The organism is Castellaniella sp. WN, from assembly GCF_054457555.1.
Map to the genome: position 1 here is coordinate 2,680,975 of NZ_JBTKZC010000001.1, position 13,752 is coordinate 2,694,726.

Consider the following 13,752-nt stretch of genomic DNA (forward strand, 5'->3'; position numbering starts at 1 on the left):
GAACACACCATGGAGACATTCGACTATCTGATCGTCGGCGGCGGCTCCGCCGGCTGCGTCCTGGCCGGCCGGCTGACGGAGGCCCCCCGCGTCACCGCCTGTCTGCTGGAGGCGGGCGGCGACGGCGCCGACCGGCTCATCCGCATCCCCGTGGGCGCGGTCGCCATGGTGCCCACCCGCTACAACAACTGGGCCTTCGAGACCGTGCCCCAGCCGGGCCTGGGCGGACGCCAAGGCTATCAGCCCAGAGGACGCACCCTGGGCGGTTCGTCGGCCATCAACGCCATGGTCTATGTACGCGGGCATCCCCGCGACTACGACGGCTGGGCCGCGCAAGGCGCCGCCGGCTGGTCCTTCGACGAAGTGCTGCCCTATTTCATCCGCAGCGAGCGCAACCAGCGTCTGGGCGGCTCCCTGCACGGCCGCGAGGGACCATTGTGGGTCTCGGACGCGCGCACGGACAACCCCTTCCACGAGGCCTTCCGCCAGGCGGCGCTGCAGGCCGGCTACCCGCTGAACGATGACTTCAACGGCGCGCGGCAGGAGGGGCTGGGCGTCTACCAGGTGACACAGCGGGACGGCGAACGGTGCAGCGCCGCGCACGCCTACCTGTTGCCCTACTTGAGGCGCCCCAACCTGAAGGTCGAGACCCGGGCGCGGGCGCACCGCGTCCTGTTCGACGGCGCGCGCGCCGTGGGTGTTGAATTCCGCCAGAACGGCGAACTGCGCACCCTGCGCGCCCGGCGCGAAGTGCTGCTGGCGGCCGGCACACTGCAATCGCCCCAGATCCTGATGCTGTCGGGCATCGGCCCCGGGGACACGCTCTCCCGCCTGGGCCTGCCCGTGCGCGTCCATCTGCCCGGCGTGGGCGGAAACCTGCAGGACCATCCGGACTTCGTGTTCGGCTACCAGACGCGCAGCCTGGACGCCTTCGGCCTGTCGGTCCGCGCGGGTCCTCGCCTGCTGCGCGAAGCCTGGCGCTACCGCCGGCGGCGCCGGGGCGCGCTGACCTCGAATTTCGCGGAGTGCGGCGGATTCCTGCGCTCGGACCCCGCGCTGCCCGCGCCCGACATCCAGTTGCACTTCGTCCTGGCCCTGATCGAAGACCACGCCCGTACCCTGCGCCTGGGTCATGGCGTGTCCTGCCACGTCTGCCTGCTTCGACCGCACAGCCGGGGCAGTCTGAGCCTGCGCAGCGCCGACCCCGAGGCTGCCCCCCTGATCGACCCGGCCTTCCTGGCCGACCCCCGGGACATGGACAATCTGGCGCGCGGCTTTCGCATGACGCGGCGCCTGCTGCGGGCGCCCGCCCTGGTCGAGCGCCTGGGCCGCGACCTGTACACCGAAGGCGTGGAAAGCGACGAGCAGATCCGGTCCACCCTGCGCGCCCGCGTGGACACGGTCTACCATCCGGTGGGCACGTGCCGCATGGGGACGGACGCGCTCGCCGTGGTGGATCCCCGGCTGCGGGTGCATGGCGTCCAGGGACTGCGCGTGATCGACGCCTCGGTGATGCCCACCTTGATTGGCGGCAACACCAATGCGCCGACCATCATGATCGCGGAAAAGGCGGTCGACCTGATCCGCGCCCCGGGCCCCGCTTGATTACTTCTTCAACTCGACGATACGGTACTGGCCGCCGACGCGCTCGGCCGTGAATTCGACCCGGTCGCCCGCCGAGATCCCCGCCAGCAGCGCCGGATCGACATGGTAGACCAGGGTCATGGCGGGCAGGTCCAGCTTGTCGATGGCGCCGTGGCGGATGGCGATCTTGCCAGCGGCAGCGTTCACCCGCACGACCTCGCCGCTGGCCCTGGCCTGGACAGGCTCCGCCGCGCGCGCCGCACCGGGCAGGCTCCAGGCGCCGAACGCCGCGAGGGCCAGCGCCCCCGGCGACGCGGCCGTCCCACCCGCCACGGGCAGGGCGCAGGCGAGCGCCAGGAACCGGATCCGCAAGACACGAAAACGCATGGGCTACACTCCTGTCTGTTCCCCCGGCGACGCGTCGCCAGGATCTCTCAGCATACCGCGAAACAGAGAAGAATCCCTTGCCCGCCTCCACCCCCGTTCCCGCCTCCACCCCCGTTCCCGGCTACGACCTGCGGACCGCCGCCGAATCCGACATCCCCGCCATCCACGCCCTGATGCTCGAAATGGCGGAATTCGAGAAACTGACCGACATCTTCCAGGCCACGCACGACAGCCTGAAGCAGAGCTTCTTCGGTCCGGAGCCGGCCGCCCGCTGCCTGGTCATCACGACCGTCGAGGATCCAGCCACGGCCATCGCCTACATCATGTGGTTCCACAATTACTCCAGCTTCCTGGACCGGCGCGGCCTGTACCTGGAGGACGTGTACATCACGCCCGCCCACCGCGGACGCGGCCTGGGCGGCTGGGTGCTCAGACACCTGGCGGCGCTGGCCTTGGAACTGGGCTGCGGCCGCTTCGAATGGGTGGTGCTGGACTGGAACCGGAACGCCATCGAGTTCTACAAGCACCATGGCGGGGAAATCCTGGACGACTGGCGCGTCGTGCGCGTCACCGGCGACGCCCTGTCGCGGCTCGCGGGCCGGGCCTGAGCCGCGCCGCCCCTTCCAGCATTCGCATCGGGAGCCTTCCATGTCGATCCGCGTCTCCATCGTATCCACCCGCACCGGCGACGACGGCACCACCGGCCTGGGCGACAAGACCCGCGTGCCCAAGGATGCCCCGCGCATCGCGGCGCTGGGCGACGTGGATGAACTGAACAGCGCCATCGGCCTGTGGCGCACCACGCTCCCGCCCGCCGAAGTGGACGCCCTTCTGGGCCGCATCCAGCATGATCTGTTCGACCTGGGCGGGGAACTCTGCATCCCGGGCTGGACGGCGCTGAAGAACGATCACGTCCTGCGCCTGGACGAGGCCCTGAGGCACTACAACGCCAAACTGGGCCCGCTGCAAGAATTCATCCTGCCCGGAGGCTGCCCGGCCGCCGCCCATGCCCACATGGCGCGCACCATCGCCCGCCGGGCGGAACGGTCCGTAGTGGCGCTGTCCCGCCAGGAAGCGGTGAACCCGCCCGTGCTGCATTACCTGAACCGCCTGTCGGATCTGTGCTTCGTGCTGGCGCGCTTCCTGAACCGCGCCGCCGGAGTGGCCGACACTTTATGGGAACGGCGCGACGCCTGAAACCGGCGCCTCAGCGCCGGTCGTCGGAATGCACCTGCAGCGCTTCCAGGAAGCGCGACACCATGTTGTAGGCCGCGATGGTGGCCGTCAGCTCGACCAGTTCGCGATCCGGGAAATGCCGCCGCACGACCTGGAACACGGCGTCCGGCACCTGCACGAATCGCGTCATGGCGTCCGCATAGGCCAGCACCGCCCGTTCGCGCGCGTCGAACCGGTCCGCCGGAACCTCGTCCAGTGCCAAGGCGTCGAGCTGGTCCTGCCGCAGCCCCTCGCGCAGGGCGATGGGCGCGTGCTGGTCGGCCTCGTAGGGCGCGCGGTTCAGGTGCGCGATGCGCATGATGACCAGTTCACGGATCGCGCCGTCCAGGGCGCAGTGGTGGCGGATGGCGGTCAGGTAATTCAGCCAGCCTTCGGCCGCCGGGGGGCTGTGCAGAAGCATCTGGTACAGGTGCAGCACGCTGCCGCGTTCGGCGGCGATGCGGCTGGCGAGCGCGGCGGCGTCGCCCCGGCTCAGGTCGGCATAATCGATTCGGGCCATGAGGGTCTCCGTGGCGGTCCCCGGCCCGCAGGCCGGGGACAGGGACATGAATCAGTCGGACGATCAGGCGGGCAGGACCTGACGCACCGTGCGGTCCAGCCGGGCGACGATCTCGTCGATGTCCGCCGCCGTGCAAATGAAGGGTGGCGCCAGCAGCACGTGATCCCCATGAACGCCGTCGATGGTACCGCCCATGGGATACACCATCAAGCCGTTCTCCATGGCCTGGCGCTTCAGGCGCGCGTGCGTTTTCAGGGCCGGATCCAGTACGGACTTGTCGGCCCGGTCGCGGACGAACTCGACACCCACGAACAGCCCGCGTCCACGCACGTCGCCGACGTTGGGATGATCGGCGAAGACCTCGCGCAGGCGCGCCCGCAGCTGTTCGCCACGAGCCAGGACGTTGGCCAGCAGACCGTCGCGTTCGATCACCCGCTGCACCGCCAGCGCGGCGGCGCAGGCCGTGGCGTGGCCCATATAGGTGTGGCCATGCTGGAAGAAGCCGCTGCCGTTCACGATGGTGTCGTAGACGCGGCGGCTGGCCAGCATGGCGCCGATGGGCTGGTAGCCCGCCCCCAGGCCCTTGGCGATGGTCAGGATGTCCGGGGCGACGCCGTCCTCGGCGCAGGCGTACAAGTGGCCGGTGCGCCCCATGCCGGACATGACCTCGTCCAGGATCAGCAGCACGCCGTGGCGATCGCAGACCTCGCGGATGCGGCGCAGGTAGGTGCGCACCGGCGGCAGCGCGCCCGCCGTGGCGCCGACCACGGTTTCCGCCACGAAGGCCGCGACCCGGTCCGCGCCGATCTCCAGGATCTTTTGCTCCAGTTCGTCGGCCAGGCGGGCGGCGTACTGTTCCTCGGTCTCGCCGGGCCGCTGATCGCGATAGGCGTAGCAGGGCGACACGTGATGCGCCGGCGCCAGCAGCGGCAGGAAGGGCTGGCGCCGCCAGGCGTTGCCGCCGATGGCCAGCGCGCCCAGCGTGTTGCCGTGGTAGCTCTGGCGACGGGCGATGAACTGGCTGCGTTCGGTTTCCCCGCGCTCGACGAAATACTGGCGGGCGAGTTTCAGCGCCGCCTCGATCGCCTCGGACCCGCCGGACACGAAATACACGTGGCTCAGGTCGCCCGGGGCTTCGCCGGCCAGGAAGTCCGCGAGGTCTTCGCAGGCCTGGGTGGTGAAGAAGGACGAATGGGCATAGGCCACCTGATCGAGCTGCGCCTTGATGGCGGCGATCACGTCGGGATGCCCGTGTCCCAGGCAGGACACGGCCGCCCCGCCCGAGGCGTCCAGATACTGGCGGCCATCCTGGTCGAACAGGGAAATCCCCTGGCCGCGCACGGCGCGCTTCAGCGTATGCTGGGGATTGCGATGGAATACATGGGTCATGGCGTGGCTCAACAAATGTTTCGTGTATCATAGATCAAGCAACATATAATTCATACCCAGATCAAACAGTTTCTTGTATATGTCATGTCGGCACCACACTCACTGGACGAGCTCACCCGCCGCATCCAATCCCGGTATCCGGACCTCAGCCCCCAGTTCCAGGCGGGCGCGCGCTACCTGATCGACCACCCGACCCAGGTCTCCATCCTGTCCGCGCGCAAGCTGGCCGCCCTGGCCGGCGTACAGCCGGCCACGCTGGTGCGCCTGGCCCAGCACCTGGGCTACGCGGGCTGGGATGCCCTGAAAGCCGTCTTCACCCAGGAACTCCACCCTCCGGGCGCCTACGCGGCGCGTGCCCTATCCCTGGTCCACCACCCGGAATCCGACCAGGCGGCCTGGCAGGCCACCATCCAGCAGCAGATCCTCAATCTGCAGGCGCTGGAGCCAGCCAACCAGGCCGCCATGACCCGGGCGGTGGCGCTGCTGGCCGAGGCGGGACGCATCGTGATCGCCGGCTTCCGGTCCTGCTACCCGGCCGCCTTCAGCCTGCGCTACCTGTGCGGTCTGTTCCGCCCCGACGTGCACCTGCTGCACAACACCGGCGGCACCCTGAGCCAGGACACGCACCACCTGCGGCCCGAGGACACGGTGGTCCTGATCGGCTACGCGCCCTATTCCCGCGAGCTCATCGAGCTGGCCGAGGCCTTGCGCCCCCGGGACACCCCGGACCCGAAGGTCTCCCGGGGCTGCCGCGTGCTGGCCCTGTGCGACAGCCAGCTCGCACCGATGGCGCTGCATGCCGACTGCGTGCTGACCTTCTCCACCCAGAGCCACTCATTCTTTCCGACCACCGTGGCCATTCAGGCACTGGTGGAAATGCTGGCCCGGCAGTTGCTGGTCCATCACGGCGAACCCGCCCTGGCCGAACTGAGCCGCACCGAGACCCGGCTCCACACTTCCGGCGCCTACCGCTGAGCATCCCATGAACGACGAGCCCGCCACGCGGACCGATTCCCTCCCGCCCGAACCGGCCTGGGTCGAAGCCCGCGGTTCCCACCACGACATTGGCCGCGCCCTGGGGCGCTGGGGGGCCGAAGCCTGCCACCGACATCTGGTCCGCTCGGACGCCTGGGCGCAGGTCATAGCCTGCCGCGACCGGCCGGAGATCCCGGCCATGCGGACGCTGCTGCGCCAGGCATTTCCCTGGATCGGAGATGAACTCGCCGGCCTGGCCGTAGGCCTGGATCTGCCTCCGGACGAGGTCTTCCTGTGGAACTGCCGCGGCGACCTGTGGGCGCTGGCGCCGGACGGCTGCACCACGGTGCTGGCGCCGCGGCGCCTGAGCCACAACGAGGACGGCGATCCGGGCTTCGCCGGGTCCTGCGGCCTGGCCGAAGTGCGCCCCGCCGGCGCGCCCGCCTTCGTATCCTTCGTCTATCCGGGGTCGCTGCCCGGCCACACCTTCGCCGTCAATGAAACCGGCCTGGCGATGACGGTCAACAACATCCGCGCCCGCCGGACCGGGGCGGGCATGCCCCGCATGGTCCTGACCCGCGCGCTGCTGGCCGCCGGTTCGGCCAACACGGCGGTGTCGATCCTGCGGGCGCATCCGCGCATGGGGGCGTTCCACCTGGGCCTGGGACAGGCCGGGGAATCGCAGACCTGGAGCGTGGAGTTCAGCCGTGCGGCCGTGTCCGTCCGCCCCGTGACCCACGCATCGATGGTGCACGCCAACCACGCCCTGCACGAAGCCCAGGCGGACCTGCCACAGGTGATCACCGCCTCGTCGGCGCATCGCCAGGCGCGCGGAGAGGCCCTGCTGGCGCAGGGCGCGGAGGCGCTGGCGATCCTGGCCGACACGGGCGACGACGCCGAACCGATCCTGCGGCGCTCTCCCGGCGACACCGACCAGGAAAACACCCTGGCCACCGCCGACATCGACCTGTCCGGAACCACCGTCCGCTGGGCGGTGTACGCCCCCGGCGCGGTCGAACCGCATGACCGCTTCGAGGGCCTGCGGCGCCTCTGAAACCACGCCTCGGATGATCTCCTGAATCATCACCCAGCCTGGTTTTAATCGAACTGCTGCACGTTCGATCCCATCCGTCGGCCTGCGACGGAACGCAACCATACGCCCCGGTTTCCTATTGCAGAATCGACTACCTATCCTGCAATAGGGCAGGGACCATACCGCACCAGGAGGCGGGCGCATGAGAGAACAGGGCAACATATTGTCCAGACTGGGAGACCGACTGGGACTGAGTCTTACTTTCGGGGATGACGGAAAATGCTGCCTGCTGCTGGATCAGACCCTGATCATCTCGATAGAAAGCAAGCCTTCAGGATGGCTGTTCTATGGCTTATTGCAAAGCAGCGCAGGCTGGCAAGAGAAAGATTTCTGGCAGCACCTGATGGCTCTCAACCTACTGCTGGCCGAACAACAGGCCGGTTCGATCGCCTATGAGTCCAAATCGGACGTCCTGCTGTACGCGCACCTTCTCCCTGTTTCCGAGCTGGATACCGAGAGCGCTTACGAATTTCTGGGCACATTCGCCGACCGACTCGAAAAAATGGTGGCGGAACTGGACACCCGGTAAAACGGGAAATTTCACCGGCATCGAAAAATATCTTGCCTTCTCTTCACGAGAAAGGAGCACCATGATCGAACTGAACGAATTCTCCAGATTGGCGAACCTGGGGCACCGGATCGAAGTCCGCGACAACAAAGGCATGCCGACGCCGCAAGCCGCTCAGGTCAATTTCAAGGGAAGGATACTGTTGGCGCTCAGCCACGTGCCTTTCCTCAGGAAACTTCAGGTCGTTAACGAATACGTCAACAAATATCGTCAGGCCAATGCCCAGGCGCTGGGGCTGTTCCTGTCCGCCTTATCGCAAAAATTCGGCGCCGAGGCGGCAGACGTCGCACTCACACGAAACAAAGTGGACCTCACGGGCGCAACTCCGCTCCAGAAGCGGATCGTTGAGCGACTCATAAATACCGCCCAAGACCAGTTCAATACGACCGGGCACGCACAAGGTGCCGCAGCACCGCACATTTGCGGGTTCAAGAATCTTGGCAACACCTGTTACGCCAACTCCGCCTTGAAATTCCTGATCTGTTCCATAGGCCAGAAGCACCTGATCGACCATCTCGATAATTTCAGCAAGACCACCACGAATCGCAACGAGCGGGACGCCGCGGAAAAACTCGTCAACGTCATCAACGCGTCTTTTAGCACAAACTCTCCCCTTGAGGAAGAATTGCACGCGCTTTTCTCAAGCCTGCAAGAACTGGATATCTTCCAGACGAGAGAAGAAAACGGCCAGCTTTTATTCAAAATAATCGGCATGCAAAACGACGCGCAGGAGTTTTTGGCGAAGCTGACGGACGTATTCGGGTTTTCAGAAATCGACGGCTGCGCCATGACGTGCCAGCAATCCCTGCTCAACGGGGAGACGCGCCGCCGCTCGCCCAGTGAGTTGTCTTACTGTCACGACACGACCGTGAGCAACCCGGACCTCACCCTGCAAGGCATCGTGGACCAGACGCACCAACCGGAAAAGGTGCAATTGCGATGGAACGAGGGCGACCAGGAAAACACGGAAGTCACCCAGATCAAGCAGTGGTCCGTGCCCGATCTGTCCGAGCTTCACAGATTCAATCTCCACATCAACGCCTTGAACGTAGGCTCCTCGTCATACGTGCCGATTCGGGTGCATTTGAACGCAAAGTTCACCGACGACGTCAAGCTCAAGGTGCTGGACGAGCAAACGGGCGATGAATGGATGGTCACCTTCGAACCGAGAGAGGTCATCATCCAGACGGGAGATGCCATCTCCGGCCACTATTACATGTATTCAAAGCAAGACGCAAACAACTGGCTGAGGCACAACGACACCATGGTGCATTCCTGCTCAAGCCCCAGATCCGGTGACCAAGCCAAGCTGATCGGCTTTGCCGTCAAACAGAAAGTCCGTCTGAAGCCCGACGAGGATACGCGCCTGATGAACGCACCTTGAGGGAGAGCGCAGCGATCGGGACGATAGTCCTCACTTGTTCTGAGCAGGCGCAAGCCCTGGTGTTCAGCCCGCCCAGGCAGCGGCTGGGTGAGCGTGAATTGATCAGCGGACGGTAGAGTTGCGCTGCGCAATCGGTGGGGATCCCGCACTGCCCGGAAGGACGGCAGCGACCCGCGGGACGAGGCTTACTTTACACGGCTGACCATGTATTCCACTGCGGCACGCAGGGTCTCGTCGTCGGCCTTGGTGCCGCCGCGCGCGGGCATGGCGCCCTTGCCATGCGTCGCCACGCTCATCATCTCGTCCATGCCCTTGGCGATCAGCGGCGCCCACGCCTGCTTGTTGCCCAGCTTGGGCGCATTAGCCGCCCCGGTGCTGTGGCAGGCGATGCAGGCCGACTTGTACAGTTTCTCGCCCTTCTTCAGATGGTCGCCACCGTCGGAAGCCATCGACAGGGCCGGCAGCACGGCCAGGGACAGGGCGATCACGCTCACGATCTTCAACATTTTTTGTCACTCTCCGAAGTCGGGACGGCCGCCAGGCCGCCCCGGATACTATGGTTTATTTCTTGATGGGGCCGGGGGCCACGACCTGCTTCATCAGATCGTCGTTCCACTTGCCTTCGACCTTCACGTGACCGGCGGCGCCCAGTTCGAACGCCTCGATCAGGTTGTGGTTGACGTAGGCGTAGACGCCGGGCTGCTTGAAGGTGTACATCATCACGCCGGCCGTGCCGCCCGGAATGAACCAGGTTTCCAGGTTGCGTTCTGGCTTGTTGATGAACTTGCCCGTGGCCCAGACGTAGTCGCCGTGACCGCCGATCAGGTGGGGACGGGTGTCGCGGTTGGCCGTGGAGTGGATGAACAGCACGGTCTCGCCCACTTTGGCCGTCAGGGCACCCGCGCCGATCAGCGCGCCCTTCTTGCCGTTGAACACGATGTGCGACGGGATCAGGCCGCGCATCACTTCGGTGGTGTCGCCGTAGCTTTCCAGGGCGGTGTCGTATTCCTTGTAGTTGCCGTCCTCATCCTTCGGGATGTACAGGTCGAACTCGCCGATGGTGTAGACCTTGTCGTAGTGCAGCGGCTTGCCGTCCTGGTCCTTCAGGCCGTCGCGCGGCAGCACCATCAGGGTGCCGCTCATGCCCGACACCACATGCCAGGGCACCATGCCTTCGGGCGCGCAGTGGTAGATGAAGGTGCCGGTGCGATCCGCCTTGAAGCGCAGCACGGTCTGCTCGCCCGGCTTGATCTTGGTCAGCGCGCCGCCGCCCAGCGCGCCGGTGGACGCGTGGAAGTCGATATTGTGTTCCAGCGCGTTGGTGGCCGGATTGATCAAGGTGAGCTGGACGTAGTCGCCCTCGTGCACCACCATGGTCGGGCCGGGCATGGAGCCGTTGAAGGTCATCGCCTGCATCGTCGTGCCGTTCTCTTCGTCGATGACGATCTTCTTTTCCTCGATGGTCATCGTGAATTCGACCACGCGCGGCTTGGCCTTGGTGGCCTGCTCGTGCGCCATCACGTTCGGCGGGGCGACCAGCACGGGCTTGATGTGCTCCAGCTTGTCGGCGGGATCCGCCAGCGCGGCGCCCCCCGCCAGCAAGGACGCCAGAGCCGTGGCGGCCATGCACAGACGAAATACCTTCATATTCAACTCCCTGATTTGATGTGTCGTCTTGTTTCGACGCGTCCATCTTGTCATGGCCTGGGTTAACCCTTATTGCGCTGGATCAAGCCCGTTCAGGCTACGTTCAGAGTTCGTGGAGAGTATTGATGTGACGCAAACCGCTCCCGCGGCCAGCGGCGCGTCCGCCCCCGGCGGGATCGCCCGCCACGCCACCCGGCACGGTCATTCTTCCCGCACCAGGCGGAAGCCCAGGTTGGACGGCGGCAGCCCGATGGAGCAGGCTCCGTTGCGTGGATCGCGGATGAAATCGGCCATGGCCGCGATATGGGCGCCAGCCAGGATGCGCACGTCGCAGTTCTCGCGCGGCGTCAGCGGCAACGCGCCCACGCTATGGCTGGCGAAGCACGTGTCGGTCCATTCCCAGACATTGCCGCCCATGTCGCTCACGCCCAGGGCGTTGGCGCCGAAATGTCCGAAAGGCTGGGCGGGCTTGATCCGGCCCCGGCTGCGGACGATCTCGCGCTCGTACTCGGCCAGCCAGCGCACCGCGGGATCGGTCGGATCCGAGGGCAGGGCGCCCTCCTCGCGGTAGCGGTCGGCGGCGGCGCGCACCCATTCGGCATAGGCGGGCAGCCGCCAGCGCTGGCCGGTTTCCCGCGACAGCCACGCAGCGTAGGCGGTGGCGTCCAACCAGCTCACGCCTACGGCCGGCAGGTCGGCCGAATCCAGATCCCGGAAACCCTTGTCCAGATGCTTGCAAGCGCCCGCCCGCACGCAGCGGGCGTATTCCGCCTGGCTGACCTGGCGGCGCATGATGGCACGACCTCCCTCGACCCGACCCTGGACCCGGGGCGCGTCCACGGGCCGCCCCTGGTCCAGAAACTCGCCGGCCGCCTGATACGTGAATTCACCGCCCGGAATGGCGACGACGTCGATGGCGGCGGAAGCGCCCTGCACAGACAGCGCCATCCAGGCGCCGGCCGCCAGCAGGCGGGCGGCGAGGCGTTTCATGGAAACCGCCGGGGCGGAACGCGCACCCGAGTTCGTGATCATGGAAAAGGCTCCGTAGCGGGATCCCCTCCATTGGACACGCAGGCGCGGCACGGCGCCTTGTCCAAGCTCAAACCATCGTCATATCAAACGTCTCTACCTGAAAATCCAGAAGCACGAAGATCCTGTGCGCCAGGTACCGGTGTGACGGGTGGACGGCGTAGAACGTGGTGGTGACGGCTCAATCGAGTGCCCGGTCGAGCGCACTCAGCGACCCCGCCATTGCGGCGGACGCTTCCGCATGAAGGCGTCGATGCCCTCGCCCGCGTCCTCGGCCAGCATGTTCTCCGCCATGACGCCGGCCGCGTAGTCGTAAGCCTGGTCCAGCGGCAGGCCCAGTTGCCGGTAGACCATGGCCTTGCCGGCGCGCACCGCCACCGGACTCTTGGCCAGGATGGCGTCGACCAGCCCTTGCACGGCCCGGTCCAGGTCCGCGTCCGGCACGGCGTGATTGACCAGCCCGCGCTCGGCGGCCTGGCGGGCGCTGATGAACTGGCCCGTCACCAGCATTTCGAAGGCATGCTTCAAGGGTACGTTGCGCGTCAGCGCCACGGCCGGCGTGGCGCAGAACAGGCCGACATTGATGCCGGACACGGCCAGCCGCGCGCTTTCGGCGGCCACCGCCAGATCGCAGCTGGCCACCAGTTGACAGCCGGCGGCGGTCGCCGTGCCGTGGACCCGCGCGATGACCGGCACGGGACAGCGCGCGATGGACTGCATCAGCCGGCCGCAGCGCCCGAACAGGTCGCGATAGTAGTCCCGATCGCCCGCATGACCGCGCATCTGCTTCAGATCATGGCCGGCGCAGAAGGCACGGCCAGTGGCGGCCAGCACGACGACCCGCAGGTCCGGGTCGTCCCGGCAGGCGTCGAAACGCGTCTGCAGCGCCGCCAGCATCTCCTCGGACAGTGCATTGAACTGGTCGGGCCGGTTCAGCGCCAGCGTCAGGACGCCGTCGCGGCGATCATCCAGCACCAGATCCATCGGGGCTTGCGTCATGAGAATCTCCTTGATTGCCGGCGGTCGTCCAGGCCGTCGAAAAAATCTCCGCCAGCCGGTCTCCGGTCGCGACCGGGTCGGCCTCGATGCCACAGGCCCGCAGATCGACCGTCTGCAGGCCCTCGTAGCCGCAGGGGTTGATGCCCAGGAAGGGCTCCAGGTCCATGGCGACATTCAGGGCCACGCCATGATAGGCGCGGCCATTGCGGATCTTGACCCCCAGCGCCGCGATCTTGGCCAGGGCGTCTCCCCGGGGCTGACGCAGCGCCGACTGGGGCACGTAGATACCGGGAGCACCGGGCTTGCGGCAGGCGCCTTTCACGCCCAGCCCGGCCAGCAGGTCCAGCACGGATTGCTCGAGCAGTGCGACGAATTCCCGGACGAAGACCCCCTGGCGGCGCAAGTCCACCAGGGTGTAGAGCACGACCTGGCCCGGCCCGTGGTAGGTGACCTGGCCGCCCCGGTTGCAATGCACCACCGGGATGCCGTGCGGGTTCAGGATATGTTCCGGCTTGCCGGCCTGGCCCAGGGTGTAGACAGGCGCGTGCTCCACCAGCCAGAGTTCATCGGGCGTGCCGTCGCCGCGCCCTTCGGTGAAATCCCGCATGGCCTGCCAGACCGGCAGGTAGGGAGCGGGGCGGTCCAGCCAGCGCGCCTGCATGACCATGGCCGGTACCGCGCCTACAGCACCACGGACACCATCGCGTGCCCATGCAGGGCGCGGTACAGGTCATCCAGCCGCTCGCGCGAAGTGACGCGCACCGTCAGGGTCAGGCCCAGGTAATTGCCGCTGGAACTGGGACGGATTTCGATGGTCGCGGGGTCGAAGGCGGGATCGAAACCGAGCGCCACCTCGGCCATGGCGCGTGTGAAATCGTCGTGCGCGCGCCCCATGACCTTGATCGGAAAGTCACAGGGGTAGACGATCAGGGAGTCTTCGGGACGAATCGGTTTCATGCCGT

16 protein-coding genes are annotated in these 13,752 nt (G+C 66.6%); 7 read left to right on the plus strand and 9 right to left on the minus strand.

Annotated features, from left to right (window positions below; all coding sequences use genetic code 11):
* Positions 1–9: 9 nt before the first annotated feature.
* Positions 10–1,605: a GMC family oxidoreductase gene (locus ACTPOE_RS12680; protein WP_458872495.1), complete on the plus strand. Its 1,596-nt coding sequence runs from the start codon at positions 10–12 to the stop codon at positions 1,603–1,605.
* Here the strand turns inward: ACTPOE_RS12680 and ACTPOE_RS12685 are convergent, their stop codons facing one another.
* Positions 1,606–1,971, minus strand: coding sequence for a copper-binding protein (locus ACTPOE_RS12685; RefSeq protein WP_458872496.1), 366 nt, complete (start codon positions 1,969–1,971; stop codon positions 1,606–1,608).
* Positions 1,972–2,144: 173 nt separating this feature from the next.
* On the opposite strand from ACTPOE_RS12685, the gene ACTPOE_RS12690 reads away from it, so the two are divergent.
* Positions 2,145–2,579 carry a GNAT family N-acetyltransferase gene (locus ACTPOE_RS12690; RefSeq protein WP_458872829.1) on the plus strand — a complete coding sequence of 145 codons (435 nt, stop codon included), beginning with the start codon at positions 2,145–2,147 and terminating at the stop codon, positions 2,577–2,579.
* A gap of 40 nt (positions 2,580–2,619) precedes the next feature.
* Positions 2,620–3,168, plus strand: a complete 549-nt coding sequence (locus tag ACTPOE_RS12695) for a cob(I)yrinic acid a,c-diamide adenosyltransferase (RefSeq protein ID WP_458872497.1) — start codon at positions 2,620–2,622, stop codon at positions 3,166–3,168.
* 10 nt (positions 3,169–3,178) lie between these two features.
* On the opposite strand, the gene ACTPOE_RS12700 is transcribed toward ACTPOE_RS12695, so the two are convergent.
* Both ACTPOE_RS12700 and ACTPOE_RS12705 read right to left on the minus strand, forming a co-directional pair.
* Entirely contained in the window at positions 3,179–3,706 is a 528-nt protein-coding gene (locus tag ACTPOE_RS12700) for a carboxymuconolactone decarboxylase family protein (protein WP_458872498.1), read from the minus strand.
* Between the two features lie 63 nt (positions 3,707–3,769).
* Complete coding sequence (locus ACTPOE_RS12705) at positions 3,770–5,095, minus strand: aspartate aminotransferase family protein (protein ID WP_458872499.1); 1,326 nt, start codon at positions 5,093–5,095, stop codon at positions 3,770–3,772.
* A gap of 84 nt (positions 5,096–5,179) precedes the next feature.
* Between ACTPOE_RS12705 and ACTPOE_RS12710 the strand changes: the two genes are divergently transcribed.
* The 4 genes from ACTPOE_RS12710 to ACTPOE_RS12725 all read left to right on the plus strand — a co-directional run bounded on the left by ACTPOE_RS12710 (position 5,180) and on the right by ACTPOE_RS12725 (position 9,115).
* Positions 5,180–6,070: a MurR/RpiR family transcriptional regulator gene (locus ACTPOE_RS12710; RefSeq protein ID WP_458872500.1), complete on the plus strand. Its 891-nt coding sequence runs from the start codon at positions 5,180–5,182 to the stop codon at positions 6,068–6,070.
* A gap of 7 nt (positions 6,071–6,077) precedes the next feature.
* The gene (locus ACTPOE_RS12715; protein WP_458872501.1) at positions 6,078–7,124 is read left to right on the plus strand and encodes a C45 family autoproteolytic acyltransferase/hydolase; all 1,047 of its coding nucleotides are present in this window, start codon (positions 6,078–6,080) and stop codon (positions 7,122–7,124) included.
* A gap of 181 nt (positions 7,125–7,305) precedes the next feature.
* Complete coding sequence (gene sicP, locus ACTPOE_RS12720; protein ID WP_458872502.1) at positions 7,306–7,692, plus strand: chaperone SicP; 387 nt, start codon at positions 7,306–7,308, stop codon at positions 7,690–7,692.
* Positions 7,693–7,753: 61 nt separating this feature from the next.
* A complete protein-coding gene (locus ACTPOE_RS12725; protein WP_458872503.1) occupies positions 7,754–9,115 on the plus strand; it encodes a type III secretion system effector BopA family protein in 1,362 nt (453 codons plus the stop codon).
* 185 nt (positions 9,116–9,300) lie between these two features.
* On the opposite strand, the gene ACTPOE_RS12730 is transcribed toward ACTPOE_RS12725, so the two are convergent.
* The 6 genes from ACTPOE_RS12730 to ACTPOE_RS12755 form a co-directional block, all read right to left on the minus strand.
* Positions 9,301–9,621 carry a c-type cytochrome gene (locus tag ACTPOE_RS12730; RefSeq protein ID WP_458872504.1) on the minus strand — a complete coding sequence of 107 codons (321 nt, stop codon included), beginning with the start codon at positions 9,619–9,621 and terminating at the stop codon, positions 9,301–9,303.
* A gap of 55 nt (positions 9,622–9,676) precedes the next feature.
* Positions 9,677–10,762 carry a copper-containing nitrite reductase gene (nirK, locus tag ACTPOE_RS12735; protein ID WP_458872505.1) on the minus strand — a complete coding sequence of 362 codons (1,086 nt, stop codon included), beginning with the start codon at positions 10,760–10,762 and terminating at the stop codon, positions 9,677–9,679.
* A gap of 201 nt (positions 10,763–10,963) precedes the next feature.
* Positions 10,964–11,752 (minus strand): formylglycine-generating enzyme family protein, encoded by a 789-nt coding sequence (locus tag ACTPOE_RS12740; RefSeq protein WP_458872506.1) that lies wholly within the window; start codon positions 11,750–11,752, stop codon positions 10,964–10,966.
* Between the two features lie 246 nt (positions 11,753–11,998).
* Positions 11,999–12,790, minus strand: coding sequence for an enoyl-CoA hydratase (locus ACTPOE_RS12745; protein WP_458872507.1), 792 nt, complete (start codon positions 12,788–12,790; stop codon positions 11,999–12,001).
* Positions 12,756–13,457: a lipoyl(octanoyl) transferase LipB gene (gene lipB / locus ACTPOE_RS12750; protein ID WP_458872508.1), complete on the minus strand. Its 702-nt coding sequence runs from the start codon at positions 13,455–13,457 to the stop codon at positions 12,756–12,758. Before lipB ends, ACTPOE_RS12745 begins: the two co-directional genes overlap by 35 nt.
* Positions 13,458–13,471: 14 nt before the next feature.
* Positions 13,472–13,747 (minus strand): DUF493 family protein, encoded by a 276-nt coding sequence (locus ACTPOE_RS12755; RefSeq protein WP_458872509.1) that lies wholly within the window; start codon positions 13,745–13,747, stop codon positions 13,472–13,474.
* Positions 13,748–13,752: the final 5 nt, after the last annotated feature.

Bases quoted from the DNA above. Each gene is read 5' to 3' on its own strand.
- ACTPOE_RS12695 (WP_458872497.1), top strand. From the start codon at position 2,620: ATGTCGATCCGCGTCTCCATCGTATCCACCCGCACCGGCGACGACGGC.
- ACTPOE_RS12745 (WP_458872507.1), bottom strand. From the start codon at position 12,790: ATGACGCAAGCCCCGATGGATCTGGTGCTGGATGATCGCCGCGACGGC.
- ACTPOE_RS12725 (WP_458872503.1), top strand. From the start codon at position 7,754: ATGATCGAACTGAACGAATTCTCCAGATTGGCGAACCTGGGGCACCGG.
- ACTPOE_RS12715 (WP_458872501.1), top strand. From the start codon at position 6,078: ATGAACGACGAGCCCGCCACGCGGACCGATTCCCTCCCGCCCGAACCG.
- ACTPOE_RS12710 (WP_458872500.1), top strand. From the start codon at position 5,180: ATGTCGGCACCACACTCACTGGACGAGCTCACCCGCCGCATCCAATCC.
- ACTPOE_RS12690 (WP_458872829.1), top strand. From the start codon at position 2,145: ATGCTCGAAATGGCGGAATTCGAGAAACTGACCGACATCTTCCAGGCC.
- ACTPOE_RS12740 (WP_458872506.1), bottom strand. From the start codon at position 11,752: ATGAAACGCCTCGCCGCCCGCCTGCTGGCGGCCGGCGCCTGGATGGCG.
- ACTPOE_RS12700 (WP_458872498.1), bottom strand. From the start codon at position 3,706: ATGGCCCGAATCGATTATGCCGACCTGAGCCGGGGCGACGCCGCCGCG.
- ACTPOE_RS12755 (WP_458872509.1), bottom strand. From the start codon at position 13,747: ATGAAACCGATTCGTCCCGAAGACTCCCTGATCGTCTACCCCTGTGAC.
- sicP (WP_458872502.1), top strand. From the start codon at position 7,306: ATGAGAGAACAGGGCAACATATTGTCCAGACTGGGAGACCGACTGGGA.
- nirK (WP_458872505.1), bottom strand. From the start codon at position 10,762: ATGAAGGTATTTCGTCTGTGCATGGCCGCCACGGCTCTGGCGTCCTTG.
- ACTPOE_RS12685 (WP_458872496.1), bottom strand. From the start codon at position 1,971: ATGCGTTTTCGTGTCTTGCGGATCCGGTTCCTGGCGCTCGCCTGCGCC.
- ACTPOE_RS12705 (WP_458872499.1), bottom strand. From the start codon at position 5,095: ATGACCCATGTATTCCATCGCAATCCCCAGCATACGCTGAAGCGCGCC.
- lipB (WP_458872508.1), bottom strand. From the start codon at position 13,457: ATGGTCATGCAGGCGCGCTGGCTGGACCGCCCCGCTCCCTACCTGCCG.
- ACTPOE_RS12680 (WP_458872495.1), top strand. From the start codon at position 10: ATGGAGACATTCGACTATCTGATCGTCGGCGGCGGCTCCGCCGGCTGC.
- ACTPOE_RS12730 (WP_458872504.1), bottom strand. From the start codon at position 9,621: ATGTTGAAGATCGTGAGCGTGATCGCCCTGTCCCTGGCCGTGCTGCCG.